General features: G+C 71.5%; 22 protein-coding genes. 17 read left to right on the forward strand and 5 right to left on the reverse strand.

Annotated features, from left to right (window positions below; genetic code table 11):
- Window positions 1-124: 124 nt before the first annotated feature.
- From DEJ32_RS06815 to DEJ32_RS06825, 3 genes are all read left to right on the forward strand, one after another.
- Entirely contained in the window at window positions 125-574 is a 450-nt protein-coding gene (locus tag DEJ32_RS06815; protein WP_181420398.1) for a VanZ family protein, read from the forward strand.
- Window positions 575-715: 141 nt separating this feature from the next.
- On the forward strand, window positions 716-985 hold the full coding sequence (gene rpsO, locus DEJ32_RS06820; protein WP_110823867.1) for a 30S ribosomal protein S15: 270 nt from the start codon (window positions 716-718) through the stop codon (window positions 983-985).
- 184 nt (window positions 986-1169) lie between these two features.
- A complete protein-coding gene (locus DEJ32_RS06825) occupies window positions 1170-1790 on the forward strand; it encodes a CE1759 family FMN reductase (RefSeq protein WP_110900729.1) in 621 nt (206 codons plus the stop codon).
- 22 nt (window positions 1791-1812) lie between these two features.
- Here DEJ32_RS06825 and DEJ32_RS06830 read toward each other — a convergent pair whose 3' ends face one another.
- A complete protein-coding gene (locus DEJ32_RS06830; protein WP_146234095.1) occupies window positions 1813-3051 on the reverse strand; it encodes a hypothetical protein in 1239 nt (412 codons plus the stop codon).
- Between the two features lie 278 nt (window positions 3052-3329).
- Between DEJ32_RS06830 and DEJ32_RS06835 the strand changes: the two genes are divergently transcribed.
- Entirely contained in the window at window positions 3330-5618 is a 2289-nt protein-coding gene (locus tag DEJ32_RS06835) for a polyribonucleotide nucleotidyltransferase (protein WP_110823870.1), read from the forward strand.
- A 115-nt stretch (window positions 5619-5733) separates the two neighbouring features.
- On the opposite strand, the gene DEJ32_RS06840 is transcribed toward DEJ32_RS06835, so the two are convergent.
- Entirely contained in the window at window positions 5734-6261 is a 528-nt protein-coding gene (locus DEJ32_RS06840; protein WP_110890559.1) for a YbhB/YbcL family Raf kinase inhibitor-like protein, read from the reverse strand.
- 55 nt (window positions 6262-6316) lie between these two features.
- Complete coding sequence (locus tag DEJ32_RS06845) at window positions 6317-6988, reverse strand: TetR/AcrR family transcriptional regulator (protein WP_110823872.1); 672 nt, start codon at window positions 6986-6988, stop codon at window positions 6317-6319.
- 246 nt (window positions 6989-7234) lie between these two features.
- On the opposite strand from DEJ32_RS06845, the gene DEJ32_RS06850 reads away from it, so the two are divergent.
- Complete coding sequence (locus DEJ32_RS06850) at window positions 7235-8569, forward strand: pitrilysin family protein (protein ID WP_110900766.1); 1335 nt, start codon at window positions 7235-7237, stop codon at window positions 8567-8569.
- Window positions 8570-8577: 8 nt separating this feature from the next.
- Window positions 8578-9180: a histidine phosphatase family protein gene (locus tag DEJ32_RS06855; RefSeq protein WP_110823873.1), complete on the forward strand. Its 603-nt coding sequence runs from the start codon at window positions 8578-8580 to the stop codon at window positions 9178-9180.
- On the opposite strand, the gene DEJ32_RS06860 is transcribed toward DEJ32_RS06855, so the two are convergent.
- On the reverse strand, window positions 9177-9674 hold the full coding sequence (locus tag DEJ32_RS06860; protein ID WP_110900730.1) for a GNAT family N-acetyltransferase: 498 nt from the start codon (window positions 9672-9674) through the stop codon (window positions 9177-9179). The genes DEJ32_RS06855 and DEJ32_RS06860 overlap by 4 nt on opposite strands.
- A 22-nt stretch (window positions 9675-9696) precedes the next feature.
- On the opposite strand from DEJ32_RS06860, the gene DEJ32_RS06865 reads away from it, so the two are divergent.
- Window positions 9697-10443: a 4-hydroxy-tetrahydrodipicolinate reductase gene (locus tag DEJ32_RS06865; RefSeq protein ID WP_110823875.1), complete on the forward strand. Its 747-nt coding sequence runs from the start codon at window positions 9697-9699 to the stop codon at window positions 10441-10443.
- Window positions 10444-10491: 48 nt separating this feature from the next.
- Window positions 10492-10899: a tetratricopeptide repeat protein gene (locus DEJ32_RS06870; protein WP_110823876.1), complete on the forward strand. Its 408-nt coding sequence runs from the start codon at window positions 10492-10494 to the stop codon at window positions 10897-10899.
- 16 nt (window positions 10900-10915) lie between these two features.
- On the opposite strand, the gene DEJ32_RS06875 is transcribed toward DEJ32_RS06870, so the two are convergent.
- A complete protein-coding gene (locus DEJ32_RS06875; protein ID WP_110900731.1) occupies window positions 10916-11818 on the reverse strand; it encodes a TIGR01777 family oxidoreductase in 903 nt (300 codons plus the stop codon).
- A 112-nt stretch (window positions 11819-11930) separates the two neighbouring features.
- On the opposite strand from DEJ32_RS06875, the gene DEJ32_RS06880 reads away from it, so the two are divergent.
- The 9 genes from DEJ32_RS06880 to DEJ32_RS06920 all read left to right on the forward strand — a co-directional run bounded on the left by DEJ32_RS06880 (window position 11931) and on the right by DEJ32_RS06920 (window position 21058).
- Window positions 11931-12734, forward strand: a complete 804-nt coding sequence (locus DEJ32_RS06880) for a thymidylate synthase (RefSeq protein ID WP_220032700.1) — start codon at window positions 11931-11933, stop codon at window positions 12732-12734.
- 83 nt (window positions 12735-12817) lie between these two features.
- Window positions 12818-13318: a dihydrofolate reductase gene (locus tag DEJ32_RS06885; protein ID WP_309146426.1), complete on the forward strand. Its 501-nt coding sequence runs from the start codon at window positions 12818-12820 to the stop codon at window positions 13316-13318.
- Window positions 13319-13409: 91 nt separating this feature from the next.
- Entirely contained in the window at window positions 13410-14387 is a 978-nt protein-coding gene (dapA, locus tag DEJ32_RS06890) for a 4-hydroxy-tetrahydrodipicolinate synthase (RefSeq protein ID WP_110823877.1), read from the forward strand.
- Window positions 14388-14435: 48 nt separating this feature from the next.
- Entirely contained in the window at window positions 14436-16112 is a 1677-nt protein-coding gene (locus tag DEJ32_RS06895) for a ribonuclease J (protein ID WP_110823878.1), read from the forward strand.
- A 100-nt stretch (window positions 16113-16212) separates the two neighbouring features.
- Complete coding sequence (locus tag DEJ32_RS06900; RefSeq protein WP_110823879.1) at window positions 16213-19164, forward strand: DNA translocase FtsK; 2952 nt, start codon at window positions 16213-16215, stop codon at window positions 19162-19164.
- Between the two features lie 4 nt (window positions 19165-19168).
- The gene (gene pgsA, locus DEJ32_RS06905) at window positions 19169-19801 is read left to right on the forward strand and encodes a CDP-diacylglycerol--glycerol-3-phosphate 3-phosphatidyltransferase (protein WP_110823880.1); all 633 of its coding nucleotides are present in this window, start codon (window positions 19169-19171) and stop codon (window positions 19799-19801) included.
- A complete protein-coding gene (locus tag DEJ32_RS06910; RefSeq protein ID WP_110823881.1) occupies window positions 19798-20304 on the forward strand; it encodes a CinA family protein in 507 nt (168 codons plus the stop codon). Before pgsA ends, DEJ32_RS06910 begins: the two co-directional genes overlap by 4 nt.
- A 154-nt stretch (window positions 20305-20458) precedes the next feature.
- Window positions 20459-20767: a helix-turn-helix domain-containing protein gene (locus tag DEJ32_RS06915; RefSeq protein ID WP_110823882.1), complete on the forward strand. Its 309-nt coding sequence runs from the start codon at window positions 20459-20461 to the stop codon at window positions 20765-20767.
- Window positions 20768-20833: 66 nt separating this feature from the next.
- On the forward strand, window positions 20834-21058 hold the full coding sequence (locus tag DEJ32_RS06920; protein WP_110890568.1) for a DUF3046 domain-containing protein: 225 nt from the start codon (window positions 20834-20836) through the stop codon (window positions 21056-21058).
- The last annotated feature ends 92 nt before the right edge of the window (window positions 21059-21150 follow it).

The following is a 21150-nucleotide window of genomic DNA, read 5'->3' on the forward strand; positions in this document are numbered from 1 at the left end:
TCCTCCCGCTCGGGCGCCGCCCCCGGTCGGCGTCGCTCTCGCCCGCCATGTTCCCACCCGATCGGCACCGGATGCCAGGGTGCCGCCCAGGGCCCGGCCAGCAGGGGTGCCCCAGACTGGCCCGATGCTCCGGAAACTGCTCCTCCTCGCGCTGACGGCGGGCTACGCCTGGGTGATCTGGCGCATGACGCTCACCCCGCACGTCTTCACCGAGGCCGAGAACTCCCTCGTGCTCCGCGCCGTCGCCTGGGTCCAGCAGCTGCCGCACGGGGCGTGGTTCACCTACGACCGGACCGAGTTCCTGGCGAACGTCGCCATGTTCGTGCCGGTCGGGCTGATCGCGGCGCTGTGGTTGCCCCGGCGCTGGTGGGTCCTCGGTGCCGTGGTGGCCGTCGCGCTCTCGGTCGGCATCGAGTTCGCGCAGGCCGTGTACCTGCCCTACCGGGTCGCCGACCCCCGCGACGTGCTGTCGAACGGCATGGGTGGTCTGCTCGGTGCGACGCTCGTCGGCTTCGTCCGGAGCCTGCTGCCGGAGCGCCGGCGGCGGCGTCCCCTGCGGGCCCGGACCGTCTGACCGCCGCTCGTCGAGCGGGACGCGCTCTGGTATGCTCGTTCGGTTGCCGTCGAACGGCCGCGGATCAAGAGCGCTCACACAGCAGGTGTGGGCACCGCGCAACGGACACGCTCTCACGCAGAGCAGGAAAGGGGATCCTCCATGGCACTTGACGCGAAGATCAAGCAGGAGATCATCGAAGAGTACGCGACCCACCCGGGCGACACCGGATCCCCCGAGGTCCAGGTCGCCGTTCTGACGCGTCGTATCAACGACCTGAACGAGCACCTCAAGGAGCACAAGCACGACCACCACTCGCGTCGTGGTCTGCTGCTCATGGTCGGTCAGCGTCGCCGTCTCCTCGGCTACCTCTCCGACGTCGACATCGCCCGCTACCGTGCGCTCATCGAGCGCCTCGGCCTGCGCCGCTAGTCATCGTCAGGGTGCTGCCTCGTCGCAGCCCTGCTGGTCCGGAGCCCCGTCCCTCCTCGTGAGGGCCGGGGCTCCTGTCGTTCCCCGGCGGGTGCGTCGGCGTCCGACGCGGACGGGAATGCCTCCCCGTCCGCCGCGGTTCCGTGTACTGTTCATGCAAACGCATTGAAAGTCGAGAGCCTCCATGACCACCATCGCCGTCGTCTCCGCCGGGCTCTCCGAGCCCAGCTCGACCCGCCTCCTCGCCGACCGACTCGCAGGCGCAGCCGGTGCCGCGCTCGCGGGGGAGTCAGCGGGCCCCGTCGAGGTCCGGAACGTCGACCTCCGCCCGCTCGCCCACGAGATCACCGACGCGATGCTGACCCGCTTCTCCGCTCCGGCACTCGCGGCGGCGACGGCCACGGTCGTCGAGGCGGACGCGGTCGTGTTCGTCACGCCGGTCTTCACGGCGGGCATGAGCGGCCTGGCGAAGTCCTTCCTCGACGTGCTGGACAAGGACGCCCTCACCGACATGCCGGTGCTGCTCGGCGCGACGGGCGGGACCGCACGGCACTCGCTCGCCCTCGAGCACGGCATCCGACCGGTGTTCGCCTACCTCCGGGCCGCCGTCGTCCCCACCGCGGTCTTCGCCGCCACGGACGACTGGGGGAGCGACGACGCGGGCGTGCTCGACGCGCGCATCCGCCGGGGTGGAGCCGACCTTGCTTGGGCGGTCCGGGCCTCCCGGCGGCAGCCGCAGCAGGCGGACGCGCTCCCGGCGGTCACCGACTTCGCGTCGTTGCTCGGCGGGCTGCAGCACCGGTGACACCGGTGTCGCGCCCGCCGGGTCAGTACCAGTGCGGGTCGACGCTCATCTCGTGGTCCCACGCGCCGCACGGCGATCCGTAGCGGTCCGCGATGTACGCCAGACCCCAGTCGATCTGCGTCTCGGCGTTCGTCCGCCAGTCCGCGCCCGCGGCGGCGAGCTTCGACGCCGGCAGGGCCTGCGGGATGCCGTACGCGCCACTCGACGCGTTGAGCGCGTTCGCCCGCCACCCGGACTCCTGCGTCCAGAGCGAGACGAGGCAGCCGAACTGGTCGTCGCCCCAGCCGTGGGCACCCATGGCGCTGCGCGCGTAGGCCTGCGCGGCCGCCGGGTCGACGGTGACGCCCTCGGTGCTCGGGTAGGCGTTGTCCGCCGAGCTGGCAGCGCCGCCGGCGGCACGCGCGGTCTCGGCCGCGGCCCGTGCGGCGGCCGCCTGCGCCGCCGCCTGCGCCGCGACGGCCTGGCCCACCTCGTAGCGACGCTGCGTCTCGGCGGTGGAGTCCCGGAGCGCGGCGAGCTGCGCGTACAGCTCGTCGCTGTGCGACTCGGTCTCCGCGACCGCCGCGTCCGCCCGTCGCTGTGCCGCGCGGGCGGCGGTGGCGGTCGCCTCGGCCTGGTCCGCCAGCGACGCCCGCTCGTCCTCGGCCCGCTCCGCCTGGTCGTGCAGCGACGCCGCCGTCCTGGCGGCGACCGCGGCCTCGTCCATGACGCCGTCCCACGTCGTCGACAGCTGGTCGAGCGCGCCGAGCTGGTAGAGCAGCTGGTCGGGGTCGTCCGCCGTCGCGATCCGGGTGGTCATCTGGTCGGTCGAGCCGTCCCGGTACAGGTCGGCCGCGAGGCGCCCGGCCCGGGTCCGCGCGCGCTCGGCCGTCGCGGACGCCTCGTCGGCGTGGGCCTGGAGGCTCGTGGCGGTTCGGGTGGCCTCGGCCAGGTCCGCCTCGGCGGCGGCTGCCGCGGCGGCGGTGTCGAGGGCGACCTGCGACTTCTCCGCGGCCTCGGCCTGCACCGACCGGAGCGCGGCCCGGACCTCCGCCACCTCGGCCTGCTTCGCCTGTTCGTCGCCCTCCGCCCGCTGGACGTCCTGCCACGTCGGGTAGTCGGTCGCCGAGGACGGGGCCGCCGTCACCGCGGGGACCACGAGGGCGCCGACCAGCACCCCGACGGTGAGGAGGGTACTCCGGGCACGACCCAGCCGAGGTGCCCGCCGTGGTGCTGCTGCGACCCGTGGTCCGGCCGTCCGTCGTGCTGCTTCCCCGCGCATGGGAGCAGGCTACCGAGGACACGCCCGTTCGCCACGGGCACCGCCGTCGGTCCACCTCGGAATGCTAAGGTCGGCTGGTCTGGGGACCGTTCCCCGCGACGACACACAACACCGCACGCAGACCGGCACGAAGCTGGTCATCGGTGGTGGCATCCGGGCCGAACCGCATCCCGAGTGCTCCCACTGCTGGCCAGACATGCGTTCCGCGTCGTGGAGCGCACGTGCACGCGTGTGCCCGAGGCCGGGTCTGCTGCTCACACACGCAAGGAGGCATCCTCTTGGAGGGTCCCGAGATCAAGTTCGCTGAAGCGACCATCGACAACGGTCGCTTCGGCACCAGGACGGTCCGGTTCGAGACCGGTCGTCTCGCGCAGCAGGCACAGGGTGCCGTCGCCGCGTACCTGGACGAAGAGACCATGCTGCTGTCGGCCACCAGCGCCGGGAAGCACCCGCGCGAGGGCTTCGACTTCTTCCCCCTGACGGTCGACGTCGAGGAGCGCTCGTACGCCGCCGGCAAGATCCCCGGCTCGTTCTTCCGTCGTGAGGGCCGCCCCTCGACCGAGGCGATCCTGGTCTGCCGCCTCATCGACCGGCCGCTGCGCCCGTCGTTCGTCGACGGCCTCCGCAACGAGGTCCAGATCGTCATCACCGTCCTGAGCATCGCGCCGGACGAGTTCTACGACGCGCTGGCCATCAACGCCGCGTCCGCGTCGACGCAGATCTCCGGTCTGCCGTTCTCCGGCCCGATCGCCGGTGTGCGCCTGGCGCTCATCCCCGGCGCGAACGGCACCGACCAGTGGGTCGCGTTCCCGAAGGCGTCGCAGCTGGCCGACGCCGTCTTCGACCTCACCGTCGCCGGCCGCGTCGTCACCGACGAGGCGGGCAACGAGGACGTCGCGATCATGATGGTCGAGGCCGAGGCCACCGAGCACGCCTGGAACCTCATCGAGGGCGGCGCGACCAAGCCCGACGAGGCCATCGTCGCGCAGGGCCTCGAGGCGGCCAAGCCGTTCCTCAAGTCCCTCGTCGAGGCGCAGGCGAAGCTCGCCGCGCAGTCGGCCAAGGAGATCCAGGACTACCCGGTCTTCCCGCCGTACGCCGACGAGGTCTACGCCGCCGTCGAGTCCCTCGCCCTCTCCGAGCTCGGGGACGTGTACCAGATCGCCGGCAAGGCGGAGCGTCAGGACGCCGACGACGCGCTCAAGTCGCGCGTCAAGGCGGCCATCGCCGAGCAGGTCGCCGCGGGCACGCTGCCCGAGGTCGCCACCAGCCAGGTCAGCGCCGCGTACAAGTCGGTCACGAAGAAGGTCGTCCGCGGCCGCATCCTGACCGAGCAGGTCCGCATGGACGGTCGCGGCCTCGCCGACATCCGTCCGCTCGACGCCGAGGTCGCCGTGATCCCGCGTGTCCACGGCTCCGCGGTCTTCCAGCGCGGCGAGACGCAGATCCTCGGCGTCACCACGCTGAACATGCTCAAGATGGAGCAGCAGATCGACTCGCTGTCGCCCGTCACCAAGAAGCGCTACCTGCACCACTACAACTTCCCGCCGTACTCGACCGGTGAGACCGGCCGCGTGGGGTCGCCGAAGCGTCGCGAGATCGGGCACGGCTTCCTCGCCGAGCGCGCCCTCGTGCCGGTGCTGCCGTCGCGCGAGGAGTTCCCGTACGCCATCCGTCAGGTCTCCGAGGCGCTGAGCTCCAACGGCTCGACCTCGATGGGCTCGGTCTGCGCGTCGACCCTGTCGCTCCTCAACGCCGGTGTGCCGCTGCGCGCCCCGGTCGCGGGCATCGCGATGGGCCTCGTCTCCGACACCGTCGACGGCCAGACCCGCTACGCGGCGCTGACCGACATCCTTGGTGCCGAGGACGCCCTCGGCGACATGGACTTCAAGGTCGCCGGTACCTCGGACTTCGTCACGGCCATCCAGCTCGACACGAAGCTCGACGGCATCCCGTCGTCCGTCCTCGACGCCGCGCTGAAGCAGGCCAAGGAGGCCCGCTCGGCCATCCTCGGTGTGCTGAACGAGGCCATCGACGGTCCGGACGAGATGGCCGACACCGCGCCGCGCGTGATCTCGGTGAACATCCCGGTCGACAAGATCGGCGAGCTGATCGGCCCGAAGGGCAAGACGATCAACGGGATCCAGGACGAGACCGGCGCCGACATCTCCATCGAGGACGACGGCACGGTCTACATCGGCGCCGTCGACGGTCCGTCCGCCGAGGCCGCGCGTGCGCAGGTCAACGCGATCGCGAACCCGACGAACCCGGAGATCGGGGACCAGTTCCTCGGTACCGTCGTGAAGATCGCCACGTTCGGCGCCTTCGTGTCGCTGCTCCCGGGCCGTGACGGTCTGCTGCACGTCTCCGAGGTGCGCAAGCTCGCCGGTGGCAAGCGCGTGGAGAACGTCGAGGACGTCCTCGGCGTCGGTCAGAAGATCCTGGTCGAGGTCACCAAGGTGGACGACCGCGGCAAGCTGTCGCTCGCGCCGGTCGTGGCCGACGACGTGGACACCGAGGGTCGCGACGACCACGGCACCCACGCCGAGATGCCCGCCGAGGGCTGATCGACCCGCGTCCCGACGCACGGACGGCCGCCGACCCCGATGGGGTCGGCGGCCGTCCGCCGTCGCGGGCAACGCCGTCCGTCGGGACCGGGCTCAACGCGCGGTCCTGCCCGGGTCAGGAGGCGGGCGTCTCCTGGATGCCGACGAGCTGCGCGCGACCGAGCAGGTGCTCGCGGAGCATGAAACCGACGACGGCCGGCGTCGCGCCGGCGGGGACGTCGAGCGTCGGGACGTCGAGCGCGCTCACGGTGAAGAAGTACCGGTGCGGACCGTGGCCCGCGGGCGGAGCGGCCCCGAGGAACGTGTCGGTGCCGAACTCGTTGCGGCGGCGGGTGGCGCCGTCGGGCAGGAGCGAGTCGTCCGTGCCGGCGCCCTGCGGCAGCGATGTCACCGATGCCGGGATGTCCGAGACGGCCCAGTGCCAGAAGCCGGAACCGGTGGGGGCGTCCGGGTCGTAGGCCGTGAGCACGTAGCTCTGCGTGCCCTCGGGGGCACCGGACCACGCCAGGGCCGGGGAACGGTCCTCGCCACCGGCGTCGGAGCCGCGGGCCCAGTCGGGCAGCTGGCCGCCGTCCGTGAAGTCGGGGCTGGACAGGTCGAAGGAGGGGACGTCGGGTAGGTTCCAGTTCGGGTGGTTCGTCATGCTCCGAGCCAACACCCGTGCGCCCGGTGGATCCCGGGAGCGCTCCGGTCGGCGCTCAGGCGGCGAGGACCCGCTCGGCGACCCGGTTGAGTGCTGCCGTCGCCGCGATCGCGTCACCGGCGTAGGCACCGGACATCGCGCCGTCGCGGGCGAGCATGAGTTCGTCGGCACCGTCCCCGGGGAGCGGGTGTCCAGCGGCCTGCAGCAGGTCACCGAGGCGTTCCGTGTACCAGTCGCGGTGCACGGCGACGACCTGGCGCACCGGGTCCCGCGGGTCGTGGTACTCGGCGGCCGCGTTGAGGAACGCGCAGCCGCGGAAGTCCGGACGGTTCACGTCGGCGGCGAGGGCGTCGACCCACGCGCGGACGGCGGCCTGTGGGGACTCGGCGTCGCCGACGACGGACTCCATCCAGGCCTGCACACGGGTGTGCTGCTCACGCACGTAGGCGAGGATCAGGTTGTCCTTCGAGCCGTAGTGCTTGTAGAACGTCGCCTTCGTGACGCTCGCCTCGGAGATGAGGCGGTCGACGCCGACACCGTGGATGCCCTCTTCGTAGAACAGGCGAGTGGCCGTCTCGAGGATGCGGACCTTCGCGCCGCCGGAGCGGGGAGCCGGGGGGACGCTCGACCCGTCCGGCGACGCGAGGTTCTGGTTGCTCGGGGCCCGTCCTTGCAGACGCTGACCCAGGAGACGCTGGACGGTCGGTTGGGGGGAATCGACCGTCACAGCGTGGCTCTCCTTGGGTCATCGGCTCCGCGGCGGAGCGGGGGGACTCGTGCCGCGCAGGACTGATGTCCCGAGCCACCGGATCGAGATCTAGGGGGGCTCCCGATCCGGTGACACCACTGTAGCACGATGAGGACAGACAGACGAGTCCGTCTGTCCTTCTTTTCTGTACCCCTCTTCGGGTGTCCTCTCCCGACGGCGGTCTGCCTGGGCGATCCCGGCCCGGCCTTCAGTAGAGTCATGACGATGAACCGCCCAGTGCCGCTGCCGCTCGAGGCTCCGGAAACGTCCTTCGTGACGTCCGGTGGAGCCCTCGTCCGGCGCACCGTTCTCGCCTCGGGCGTCCGTGTGCTCACCGAGTCCGTCCCCTCCGTCCACTCCACGAGCATCGGGTTCTGGGTGGGGGTCGGCTCCCGCGACGAACGTGCCGGGCAGTACGGCTCCACGCACTTCCTCGAGCACCTCCTGTTCAAGGGCACCGCGGAGCGCACCGCGCTCGACATCGCGGTGGCGTTCGACTCCGTCGGCGGTGAGCACAACGCCGCGACCGCGAAGGAGTACACCTGCTACTACGCCCGCGTCCGGGACACCGACGTCCCGATGGCGGTCGGCGTGATCGGCGACATGGTGACGAACTCCACCCTCGAGCCGGCCGCGTTCGACGTCGAGCGCGGGGTCATCCTCGAGGAACTCGCGATGGCGGCCGACGACCCGGCGGACGTGGCGGGGGAGGCGTTCTTCGCCGCGACCTTCGACGGGCACGCCCTCGGCCGCCCGATCGGTGGGACCCCGGAGTCCATCCGCGAGGTCCAGCGGGACGAGGTGATGGCGCACTACGCCGAGCACTACGAGCCGAACGGCATCGTCGTCACCGCTGCGGGCGCCGTCGACCACGACCGGTTCTGTGCGCTCGTCGAGGCCGTCTTCGCGGACGCCGGAGCCGCCGTGCCGCTCGCCCGTCGCACCGCGCAGCCCGTCGCCGACCCCGTCGAGTCCACCGTGCGGGTCGTGCACCGTCCGACCGAGCAGGTCAGCATGCTCCGCGGGTCCCAGGGGCTCGACCTCCGCGACGACCGCCGCCCGGTGCTGAGCGTCCTCAACGCCGTGCTCGGCGGGGGCATGAGCTCCCGGCTCTTCCAGGAGGTCCGCGAACGCCGGGGCCTCGCGTACGCCGTGTCCTCGTTCGCACCCGCCTACCTCGACAACGGGGCGTTCGGTGTCTACGCCGGCTGCGCCCCCGACAACGTCGCCGGGGTCGTCGACATCATCGACGGGGAGTTCCGCCGCATGGTCGACCACGGCATCACCGAGGACGAGCTCCGTCGCGCCAAGGGGCAGATCGAGGGCGCGCTGACGCTCTCGCTCGAGGACTCCGACGCCCGGATGACCCGCCTCGGCCGTGCCGAGCTCGGGACCGGCGAGTTCACCGACCTCGCGACCGCCCTCGAGCGTGTCGACCGCGTCACCGCCGCCGACGTGCTCGACCTGTCCCGCGACCTCCTGACCCGACCGACGGTGACCGCCGTGGTCGGAGACGTGCAGCGCGACCGGCTGGCGGCCGCCCTCGGGATCGACGGTTGACCTCCACGATGTCGCACTACCTCTACCTCGTCCGGCACGGCGAACACCAGGACGCCGAGCACGGTCTGCGGGACGGCAAGCTCTCCGAACGCGGCAAGCGCCAGGCGATGCTCATCGCCGACCGTCTGGGCGGCGTGCCGTTCGACGGCGTGTGGCACTCCCCGCTCGACGCCCCGAGCGAGACCGCGTCCTTCCTGCAGCAGCGCCTCCCGGCCATCCAGCCCGAGCCGTCGACCCTGCTCTTCGACTGCATCCCCTCCGGACCGACACCCGACATGCCGCACGCCTACAAGGGCTGGTACGGGGGCGTCACGGAAGAGGAGATCGTCGCGGGACAGGCGCAGATGGAGGACGCCGTCGCGGAGTGGTTCACGCCCGCGATGGAGGACCGCCACGACCTGCTCATCACGCACAACGCCGTCATCGGCTGGTTCGTCCGCGAGGTCTTCCAGGCCCCGGAGTGGCGCTGGATGGGGACGAACGTGGCACACAGTTCGCTGACGATCATCCGGATCCGGTCCGCGAAGCCCGCCGAGCTCGTCACGCTGAACGACCTCGCGCACCTGCCGGTCGAGCTCCGCACCGGGCTGCCCGTCCCGCAGCCGCTCTAGGGCCGGCGCACGGGCTTGCGGTACCAGGCGGTCGCGTTCGGGTTGTCGTTGAAGGCCGGCACCCGCTCGTAGCCCCGACCGCGGTACATCGCGCCCGCGGCGACGAGCGAGTCGTTCGTGTCGAGGACGATGCTCGTCGCGCCGAAGTCCGCGGCGGCGGTCTCGAGGACGTCCATCATCGCGGTCGCGACGCCGCGGCCCCGACCCTCCGGCGTCACGAACACGTGCTTGACCTCGAAGCGCACGTCGTCGCCGTCGTCGGCGATGCGGCGCAGCCCGCCACAGCCGACCGCGACGGCTCCGTCGGTCGCGACCACGAAGACGCCGTTCGGCGGCACGAACTCGGCGGCCGGTGTCCGCTTCCGCGAGTAGTTGCCCTGCGCGCTCGGGAACGTGGCCTCGCGCTCGTCCAGGTACCGGTCGAGCAGGGCGTCGACCTCGGGGAGGTCGGCGGGGACGACGCGGACGCTGACCTGGCTGCGATCGTCGGACATGCTCCGATCCTAGGATGGGGACATGGTCACTCCCGTCGCCGTCGTCGGCGCCTCCGGTCGGCTCGGGGGCCTCGTGGCCGCCGTCGTCGAGGAACTGCCCGAGTTCGAGCTCGTCGCGCGGTTGTCCTCGCGGGACAGCGCGCACGACGCCCCCGGCTCGGTGTTCGCGGGTGCGGAGCTCGTCGTCGACGTCACGGTGCCCGCGCTCAGCCCCGCCATCGTCGAGAACGCCCTGGCCAGCGGCGCGAACGTCCTGGTCGGTACCTCGGGGTGGTCGGGGGAGCGACTCGGGAGACTGCGGGCGTCGCTCGTCGACCGGCCGGAGCAGGGCGCCTTCGTCGTGCCGAACTTCTCGATCGGGTCGGTGATCGGCACGCACCTCGCGACGATCGCGGCCCCGTGGTTCCCCTCCGTCGAGATCGTCGAGAGCCACCACGCCGGCAAGATCGACTCGCCGTCCGGGACCGCCGTCCGCACCGCCGAGCTCATCGCCGAGGCCCGGCGCGACGTCGGGCCGGTCGAGGCCCCGCACGTCGACCAGCGTGCGCGCGGGCAGCAGGTCGCGAGCGTGCCGATCCACTCGCTCCGGCTGCCCGGGGTGAAGGCCGTGCAGGACGTGGTGCTGAGCGGTCCCGGCGAGACCCTCACCATCCGCCACGACACCGGGGACGACGCCGCCTACCTGCCGGGCATCCGCGCCGCGCTGCAGGCGGTCGGGTCGATGCGCGGGTTGACGGTCGGCCTCGGCTCCGTGCTCGGCATCGGGTAGGCGACGCTCGTGCGAGGCCTGCGGTCACCGCTCTGGGGCGTCCTGCTCATGACCGTCCTGCTCGTGGTGTACATCGTGCTCGTCGGGCAGCGGGCGGTGGCGTTCATCGCGACCGGCCTCCCGGTCGGCATCGGCATCGGCGTCGCGCTGGTCGTCGTGGCCCTGGTCGGGGCACTGCTCCTCGTGCTGGAACTCCGCTTCGGACTGCGCATCACGCGCCTCGGCGCCCGGCTCGAACGGGACGGCGGCGCACCGTCGGACGTCGTTCCGGTGCGCCCCTCCGGGCGTCCGGACCGGGGTGCCGCCGACGAGCTGTTCCCGCGCTACCGCGCCGCGGTCGAGGCCGCCCCGGACGACTGGCGTGCCTGGTACCGCCTCGGGGTCGTCTACGACGCCGCGGGGGACCGGAAGCGCGCCCGCGCCGCGATGCGGACCGCCCTCGCGCACGCACGGTGACGGTGCGTGGACGGGGTCAGAACGCCGCGTCGACCGCGTCCTCGGCCCGCGTGTACCGGAACGTGTAGCCCGAGTCGAGCAGCTTCGCCGGGACCATCCGCTGGTTGGACAGGAGCATCTCGTCCGCCGCGTCCCCGAGCAGCCTGCGGAGCGCGAAGGCCGGGACGCGGAACAGGTACGGGCGGTGCAGGTCCTCGGCGACGCGCTTGGTGATGCGGTCGGCCACGGCCGGCTCCGGGCCCGACAGGTTGACCGGACCGGACACGTCGTCGGCGGTCACGAGGTGCACGATCGCGCCGACCTCGTCCTCGAGGGCGATCCACGGCCACCACTGGCCACCGGTGCCGAGACGACCGCCGCCACCCGCCTTCGTCAGCGGGACGAGTGGGGCGAGCGCGCCACCGCCCTGGCCGATGACGATGCCGGTGCGCAGCAGCACGACGCGCACGCCGTCGGGCGCGCGGCGGGCCGCTGCCTCCCAGGCGGTGCAGACGTCGGCGAGGAACCCGCTGCCGGACGCCGCGTCGTCGTCGAGGACGTCGGCCGGCCGGTCGCCGTAGACCCCCGAGGCGGACCCGGAAAGGAAGACGCGGGGCGGTGTCGTCGCGGCACGCATCGCCTCGACCAGGGTCGTCGTGGCGTCGACCCGGGAGGACCGGATCGCGTGTCGGTAGGAGTCCGTCCAGGGCAGCTTGCCGAGGTTCGCGCCGGACAGGTTGACGACGACGTCGGCGCCGTCCAGGACGGCCGGGTCGAGCGGACGCTCCCCGGGTGCCCACCGGAACTCGGTCGGCGTCCGCGGCTCGCGCCGCACCAGCGTCGAGACGTGGTGCCCCGCCTCGCGCAGGGCACGGACGAGTGGCGTGCCGATGAAGCCGGATGCGCCGGCCACCAGGACCGAGAGGGGCTGTGACGTCATGCCGCCACGGTACTCACGCACCTGACGGCCCGCCGCGGCGCTGCCGGGAGGCCCGACACCCCGCCGGTCGCCCGGCTCGCCTCCACCGCGGCGCACGCTTAGGCTCGACGTCGTGACCGAGATCCCCACGCCGTACGAAGACCTGCTGCGCCGAGTGCTCGAGGAGGGCTCCCCGAAGGGCGACCGGACCGGCACCGGTACCCGCAGCCTGTTCGGTGCGCAGCTGCGCTATGACCTGTCGCAGGGGTTCCCGCTCGTCACCACGAAGCGCGTGCACATGAAGTCGATCGCGTACGAGCTGCTGTGGTTCCTCCGCGGGGACTCGAACGTCGGCTGGCTGCAGGAGCACGGCGTCCGGATCTGGAACGAGTGGGCGGGCGAGGACGGCGACCTCGGGCCGGTGTACGGCGTGCAGTGGCGCTCCTGGCCGACCCCGTCCGGCGAGCACGTCGACCAGATCGCCCAGGTCATCGAGCAGATCCGGTCGAACCCCGATTCGCGTCGGCTCATCGTGTCGGCGTGGAACGTGGCGGACATCCCGAGCATGGCGCTCGCCCCGTGCCACGCGTTCTTCCAGTTCCACGTCAATGACGGCAAGCTGTCGTGCCAGCTGTACCAGCGGAGCGCGGACATGTTCCTCGGCGTCCCCTTCAACATCGCCTCGTACGCCCTGCTGACGCACATGGTCGCGGCACAGACCGGACTCGAGGTCGGCGACTTCATCTGGACGGGTGGCGACTGCCACGTCTACGACAACCACGTCGAGCAGGTGCAGGAGCAGCTGACCCGGACGCCGTACCCGCTGCCGACGCTCGAGCTCGCCCCGCGCGACTCGATCGACGACTACGAGTACGAGGACATCACCGTCGTCGGCTACGAGCACCACCCGGCGATCTCCGGCAAGGTCGCGGTCTGATGACGGACGACCGGGCGGGGTCCTGGACGGAGCCCGGGCCCACGCCGCCGGTTCCGGATCGACGCGCCAGCGGCGAGCCGGCCGTGCCGGTGGGGATCACCGGCGTCGGGCTCGTCTGGGCCCGGTCGTCGAACGGCGTCATCGGCGCGGACTGGGGCATACCCTGGCACGTGCCGGAGGACCTCGCGCACTTCCGCGAGGTCACCGGCAGCGCGACCGTCGTGATGGGGCGTCGCACCTGGGACTCCCTGCCCGAGCGCTTCCGCCCGCTGCCTGGTCGCCGGAACGTCGTGCTGACGCGGGACACCGCGTGGTCCGCCGAGGGTGCCGTGGTCGTGCACGACCTCGCGAGCGCGCTCGACACCGACGAGGACGTCTGGGTGATCGGCGGCGGTGCGGTCTACGCGGACGCCGTGTCCTTCGCCGACCGCGTCTCGGAGACCGTCGTCGACGTCGCGGTCGACGGGGACACGTCCGCACCGACCCTCGACGACGCCTGGACGCTCGTCGACGAGGGCCCCTGGCAGGTGTCCCGCGTCGACGGCACGCGCTACCGCTTCCTCGACTGGCGCCGCCGCGCCTGAACCCACCTGTCGGAGGTGATCCGGGCCTCCCGGCGGGGCACCGTCCGGGCGGACGGACGCCCGGTCCGTCGCGCCCGGTACGCTGGACTCCGTGTCCACGCGTGAGAATCCCTTCGGCCAGGTCCTCGTCGCGCTCGTGACCCCGTTCACCGCCGACGGCGAGGTGGACTGGCCGGGCGTCGAGCAGCACATCGACGACTGCATCACGGCGGGTGCCGACGGCATCGTCGTGACCGGCACCACCGGCGAGACGTCGACCCTCACCGACCCGGAGAAACTCCGGCTGGTCGAGGTCGGCAAGTCCGTCGCCGCGGGTCGCGCGAAGATCATCACCGGCGGTGGCTCCAACGAGACCGCGCACGCCATGCAGCTCTACAAGCAGAGCGAGCGCGCCGGTGCCGACGGGGTCATGATCGTCACGCCGTACTACAACAAGCCGACCCAGGCCGGTGTCCTCACGCACTTCCGGATGATCGCCGACGCGACCGACCTGCCGGTGATCCTGTACGACATCCCGGGCCGCACCGGCATCCCGATCACGTACGACACCATCCTGCGCGCGTCGAAGCACCCGAACATCCTCGCGGTGAAGGACGCCAAGGGCGACTTCGCCGAGGTCTCGCGGGTGCTCAACAACACGGACCTCATGTACTTCTCGGGCGACGACACGAACGTGCTCCCGCACCTGTCGATCGGTGCCACGGGCCTCATCGGTGTCACCGCGAACATCACGAGCACGCCGTACCGCACGATCGTCGACGCCGTGAACCGCGGCGACCTGGCCACCGCGACGGCCGAGCACAAGCGCCTCGAGCCCCTCGTCCGCGCGGTCATGACCCACGTGCCCGGCACCGTCGCCGCGAAGTACGTCCTGCACGGGCTCGGCCGTATCGGCAGCCCGCGTGTCCGCCTGCCCCTCGTCGGGCCCGAGGACTCCGAGGCGTACGCCATCGAGACCTCGCTCGAGGCCGTCCGGGACGTCCCCGGCGCCGACTTCTCCAACTTCCGCCCCGACCGCAACGCAGCGGCCGGCGGCGCACTACCGAAGGTGCCAGGCACCACCCGCTAGACGAACACCGCGACGCACGACGTGCGTCGCCCGAATCCGTAGGACCGAATGCCCACACAGATCTCCACACCGCAGCCGCTCGAACCCGGAACGCTCCGAGTCATCCCCGTCGGGGGACTCGGCGAGATCGGTCGCAACATGACCGTCTACGAGTTCGAGGGCAAGATCCTCATCGTCGACGCCGGCGTCCTCTTCCCGGAGGAGCACCAGCCCGGGGTCGACCTGATCCTGCCGGACTTCTCGCCGATCCGGGACCGCCTCGACGACGTCCTCGGTGTCGTGCTCACGCACGGGCACGAGGACCACATCGGCGCCGTCCCGTACCTGCTGAAGCTCCGCGGCGACATCCCGCTCATCGGCTCCACGCTGACCCTCGCACTCGTCGAGGCGAAGCTCAAGGAACACCGGATCAAGCCGTACACGCTCAACGTGGCCGAGGACCAGACCGAGCAGCTCGGTCCATTCCACCTCGAGTTCGTCGCCGTGAACCACTCGATCCCGGACGCCCTCGCCGTCGCCATCACGACCCCGGCCGGCCGCGTGCTGCACACGGGCGACTTCAAGATGGACCAGCTGCCGCTCGACGACCGGATCACCGACCTCCGTGCGTTCGCGCGTCTCGGCGAGCAGGGCGTCGACCTGTTCCTGCCGGACTCCACGAACGCCGACGTGCCGGGCTTCACCGCCCCGGAGCGCGACATCGGCCCCGTGCTCGAGAACATCATCACGCGCGCCCGCAAGAAGGTCGTCGTCGCGAGCTTCTCGTCCCACGTGCACCGCGTGCAGCAGGTCCTCGACGCCGCCGCAGCCGCGAACCGCAAGGTCGCGTTCATGGGCCGCTCGATGATCCGCAACATGACGATCGCCGCCGAGCTCGGGTACCTGCGGGTGCCGGAGAACGTGCTCATCGACACGAAGAAGGCGAAGAACGTCCCCGACGACCAGATCGTCTACATGTCGACCGGGTCCCAGGGCGAGCCGATGGCCGTCCTCGCGCGCATGGCGAACCTCGAGCACCAGATCGAGATCGGCGAGGGCGACACCGTCATCCTCGCGTCGTCGCTCATCCCGGGCAACGAGAACGCCGTCTACCGCGTGATCGACGGGCTGACCAAGCTCGGCGCGAAGGTCGTGCACAAGGGCAACGCGAAGGTGCACGTCTCCGGGCACGCGTCCGCCGGCGAGCTGCTCTACTGCTACAACATCCTCCGGCCGCGCAACGTCATGCCCGTGCACGGCGAGCACCGTCACCTGTACGCGAACGCCGACCTGGCGATCCAGACCGGCGTCCCGCCGCGCAACGTGGTCCTGGGGGAGGACGGCACGGTCGTCGACCTCAAGGACGGCGTCGTGACCATCGCCGGTCAGCTCGACATCGGGTACGTCTACGTGGACGGGTCCACCGTCGGTGAGATCACCGACGCCGACCTGAAGGACCGCCGCGTGCTGGCCGAGGAGGGCTTCATCTCGGTCTTCTGCGCCGTCGACTTCACCACGGGCCAGTGCGTCATCGGTCCGGAGATCCAGTCCCGCGGATTCGCCGAGGACGACTCCGTCTTCGACGACGTCCGTCCGCAGATCGCGAAGGCCCTGGCGGACGCCGCCGGCAACGGCACGCGCGACCAGCACGCGTTCACGCAGGTCGTCCGGCGCACGGTCGGCCGCTGGGTGAACACGAAGCACCGCCGTCGCCCGATGATCGTGCCGGTCGTCATCGAGGCGTAGGGGCTCCGCCCCACCGCACCGGGAGGCCCGCTGCACGTCCGCTCCGGACGTTGCGGCGGGCCTCCCGTCGTTGTCCCCGGGAACGATTAGGGTTCTGCCCATGGCCGGAGGCACCAAGTCGACCACGCGCTCGCGCGCGTCCTCGTCGTCGACCCGTGGAAGCGGGGCGCGCGGGACGACGCGCACCCAGGCGACGACGAAGAAGCTGCCGCAGGCTGCACCCACGCCGGTGTTCCGTGAGCAGAACCCGCTCGTGACCGCGTGGATGGGCGTGGCGCACGGCGTCGGCGCCGGTTTCCGGCTGCTCGGCAAGGAGTCGCTCGAGAAGGACCAGCGGCGCGACGGGTTCCCGTTCCTGTTGTTCGTCCTCGCGGTCCTCGGCGCCGTGGTGGAGTGGCTCAACCCGACGAACCCGGTGTCGATCGGGCTCGACGCCTACACGTTCGGTGGCCTGTTCGGGCGCCTGGCGTTCGCGCTGCCCGTCATCATGGTCGTGTTCGCCGGCTGGCTGTTCCGGCACCCGGCGTCCGTGCACGACAACACCCGGATCGGGATCGGCCTCGGGCTGATGCTCGTGTCGATAGCTTCGCTCTGCCACGTGTTCGGCGGACAGCCGAGTGCCGCGGACGGCATGCCCGCCCTGGCCGCGGCCGGCGGCGTGCTCGGATGGGTCGTCATCGGCTGGCTCGTCGCCGTCGCGACCGCGTGGGTCGCGGTCCCCGTGGCGGTGGTCCTGCTCGCGCTCTCGCTCTTCATCATCACCAAGACCCCGCCGAACAAGCTCGGCCGGCGGCTGCACGAGCTGTACGCGTACCTGTTCGGCGCTCCCGGCCCGGCCGCCGAGGCACCCGTCGCCGAGGACGACACCGCGCCGGCGACGAAGCCGACCCGCAAGCGGAGCCCGAAGGGGCAGTCGCAGGACTTCCCGCTGTTCGAGGACCTCGGGTTCGACGAGGACGGCACCCCCGTCGAGGACGGCGCTGACGGGCACCTGCCGTGGTGGCGCCGCAACAAGTCCGGACGCGAAGAGGACCCGGCGTACGACAGCCCCGTCATCCCGCCGACCGGTGTTGCGCCCGCAGCCGTCCCGGCCCCGGGTGCCGCGGCCGGTCTCCGCGACCTGACGCCCGCCGAGCCGGTCTCGGTCAACCTGAACGACTCGGTCGAGCAGGACGTCGCCGACGACCTCGACCGCGCGGAGCAGGCACTGCGCGACTTCGGGTCGCCGGCGCCGGCGTCCCCGACGGAGGCGTTCCGTCCGGACCGTGACGTGGCCGCTGCCGTCGCCACGGGCCTCCCGACCGGACCGGCGCCCGTCGCTCCGGCGAGCGTCCCCGTCGTGTCGGCGGAGTCGGACCTCGGCGACGTCGGCGTGGACGACGAGCCCGAGGGTCTGCCGCCGGTCGCGACCGAGGAGGACCCGGCGCACCCGTACCGGCTGCCGGCGGCGACGACACTGAGCCCCGGCACCCCCTCGGTCGCCCGCAGCCAGGCGAACGACGAGATCGTCGCCGCCATCACCGGCGTCCTGACCGAGTTCAAGGTCGACGCGAAGGTCACCGGGTTCTCCCGCGGTCCGACGGTCACGCGGTACGAGATCGAGCTCGGCCCGGGCGTCAAGGTGGAGCGCGTCACGGCCCTTTCGAAGAACCTGTCCTACGCGGTCGCCTCGAACGAGGTCCGCATCCTCTCGCCGATCCCGGGCAAGAGCGCGATCGGCGTCGAGATCCCGAACACCGACCGCGAGATCGTCTCCCTCGGTGACGTCCTCCGGTCGAGCGCGGCCACGAAGTCGAAGCACCCGATGACCATCGGTGTCGGCAAGGACGTCGAAGGCGGCTTCGTCGTGGCGAACCTGGCGAAGATGCCGCACCTGCTCGTCGCGGGCTCCACGGGCTCCGGCAAGTCGGTCTTCATCAACTCGATGATCACGTCGCTGCTCATGCGCGCGAAGCCGTCCGAGGTCCGCATGGTCCTCGTCGACCCGAAGCGCGTGGAGCTGTCGATCTACGCCGGCGTCCCGCACCTCATCACCCCCATCATCACGAACCCGAAGAAGGCGGCCGAAGCGCTGCAGTGGGTCGTGAAGGAGATGGACATGCGGTACGACGACCTGGCGTCGTTCGGCTTCCGGCACGTCGACGACTTCAACAAGGCCGTCCAGAACGAGGAGATCGTGCTGCCGGCCGGCAGTGAGCGGAAGCTCAAGCCGTACCCGTACCTGCTCGTCGTCGTGGACGAGCTCGCCGACCTCATGCTCGTCGCCCCGCGCGACGTCGAGGAGTCGATCGTCCGCATCACCCAGCTCGCCCGCGCCGCCGGCATCCACCTGGTGCTCGCGACGCAGCGCCCGTCGGTGGACGTCATCACGGGCCTCATCAAGGCGAACGTGCCGTCGCGCATCGCCTTCGCCGTCACGAGCGTCACGGACTCCCGCGTCATCCTCGACCAGCCCGGCGCCGACAAGCTCATCGGCCAGGGCGACGGCCTGTTCCTGCCCATGGGGTCGTCCAAGGCGGTCCGCGTGCAGGGCGCCTGGGTGCAGGAGACCGAGGTCGCCGAGGTCGTCCAGCACGTCACGCGACAGGCCCAGCCCGAGTACCGGCAGGACGTCGCGGCCGTGGTCGAGCGCAAGGAGATCGACGCCGACATCGGCGACGACCTCGAGCTGCTGTTGGCGGCCGTCGAACAGGTCGTCTCGACGCAGTTCGGTTCGACGTCGATGCTGCAGCGCAAGCTCCGGGTCGGCTTCGCGAAGGCCGGGCGGCTCATGGACCTCATGGAGTCCCGCGACATCGTCGGGCCGTCCGAGGGGTCCAAGGCACGTGACGTCCTCGTGACGGGGGACCAGCTGCCCGCGGTGCTCGCGAAGCTCCGGGGCGAGGAGCCGCCGGCAGCGCCCGCCGCCCCCGCCGCGGCTGGGTCCACGCACCCGGCGGAGGGGTCCGACGACCGGTACGGGGACGACCCGGTGGCCGGCATGACACGTGGGTACGATGAGGTGGACGGTGACACCGACGAGGACGCCTGGGGCCTGACGGGCAGGGAGTGAGACCATGACCGCCTCCGACGGTACGACCAACCGGTTCCCGTGGCGCGGCCGGATCCTGCGGAAGGGTCCCGGCCCCGCGTCGACCGCGAACGTCGCGAACATCATCACCGTGGTGCGCATCCTCATGGCGCCGCTGTTCTTCGTGCTGCTCCTGGCGGACGCCGGTGCGGACGGGCCGGTGCGGATCTGGGCCGCGGTGCTCTTCGTCGTGGCGATCGTCACCGACAGCGCCGACGGCATCATCGCGCGACGCCAGGACCTGGTCACCGACTTCGGGAAGCTCGTCGACCCGATCGCCGACAAGGTCCTCATCGGCGGCGCCCTCGTGGCCCTCTCGATCCTCGGAGAATTGCCCTGGTACGTGACGGTGCTCATCATGGTCCGTGAGATCGGCATCACCGTCTTCCGGTTCGCCGTGCTGTCCGACCGGGTCATCCCGGCCAGCCGCGGCGGCAAGGTCAAGACCGTGCTGCAGGCCGTCGCGCTCACCCTCGCGCTGTTCCCGTGGTGGCACCTGGTCGGCGACCTCGCGCACTGGGTGAACGGCGTCTTCATGGCGGCCGCCCTCGTGGCGACCGTGGCGAGCGGTGTCGACTACCTGGTGCAGGCGTGGAAGCACAACCGGACCCCGGCGTGACCGACGCCGACTCCGGCGGTCACGCAGCGGCACTCGTGGCGGCCCTGACCGCACGCGGCGAGACCGTGGCGGTCGCGGAGTCGTTGACCGGCGGACTCGTCGTGTCGGAGCTGGTCGGCGTCCCCGGGGCGTCGGCCGTCGTGCGCGGCGGTGTCGTCGCCTACGCAACGCCCGTGAAGGCGACCGTGCTCGGTGTCGATGCCGACCTGCTCGCCGAGCACGGCGCCGTGGACCCCGAGGTGGCCCGCCAGATGGCCGCGGGTGTCCGGATCGCGCTGGCCGTGGACGGCGTCCCCGCGACCTGGGGGATCAGCACGACCGGCGTCGCCGGACCGGATCCGCAGGACGGCAAACCGGTCGGCACCGTGTTCATCGGGATCGCGAGCGCCGAGCGCGCCGCAGCGGTCGAACTCCACCTGGACGGGGACCGCGGGGCAATCCGCGCGGCGGTCGTCTCCGAACTCCTGGCACGTCTGCGATCCAGACTCCAGGGCGTGGAATAGCGGGCGTGACCGTCAGGTTACATCTCACGCAATCTCCAGCAGGACGGCAGCCGCACTGGCTACCATGCTGCAACCGGCAGCCTCAGGGTCGCCGGACCCGAGCTCGGTCATCCGGATCGAGCGGGCGCGGAGATGACAGGAAGGAGGAGTTCTCATGGTTCTCGTTCGTCAGGAAATCGGCGACGTGCTGCGGGACTTCCGCTTGCAGAAGGGCCGGACCCTCCGTCAGGTCGCGTCCAAGGCCAGTGTTGCCCTCGGGTACCTCAGCGAAGTGGAGCGCGGTCAGAAAGAGGCCAGCTCCGAGATCCTCGCTTCTGTGGCGGATGCCCTCGACACCCCGATCTCGACGATCATGCGCGAGGTGGGCGACCGCCTCGCAGTGGTCGAGGGACTCACGCGTGTCCCGGACACGCTCCCGGACGAGCTCGTCGCCGAGTTCGACAACGACCTCGCGGTGCGCTGACCCGTACCGCTCGAACGCCCCCGTCGGTCCGCCGACGGGGGCGTTCCCCGTTGTTACGCTGGTCCGATGCGGGTGAGTGAGTTCTGGCGAGCCGTCGACCAGGTGTTCGGGGACGCGTACGGAGCGGTCGTGTCCCGGGACGTCGTGCTCGAACAGCTCGGAGGCCGGTCAGCCGCCGATGCCCTCGCAGCGGGCATCGACGCGCGTGCCGTGTGGGACGCCCTCTGCGACTCGCAGGACGTCCCGCTCGAGCGTCGGCACGGCAAGGGACTGCAGGAGCCGCGCGACTGAGTCCGCGGAGGATGGGAACGTGTGTTCGGCGTGTCGCTCGAACACGTGTTCGGTCGGTGCTACGTTCCTCCACAGCGACGTCGACCGGGTGT

This window comes from Curtobacterium sp. MCPF17_046 (assembly GCF_003224295.1).
Lineage (GTDB): Bacteria > Actinomycetota > Actinomycetes > Actinomycetales > Microbacteriaceae > Curtobacterium.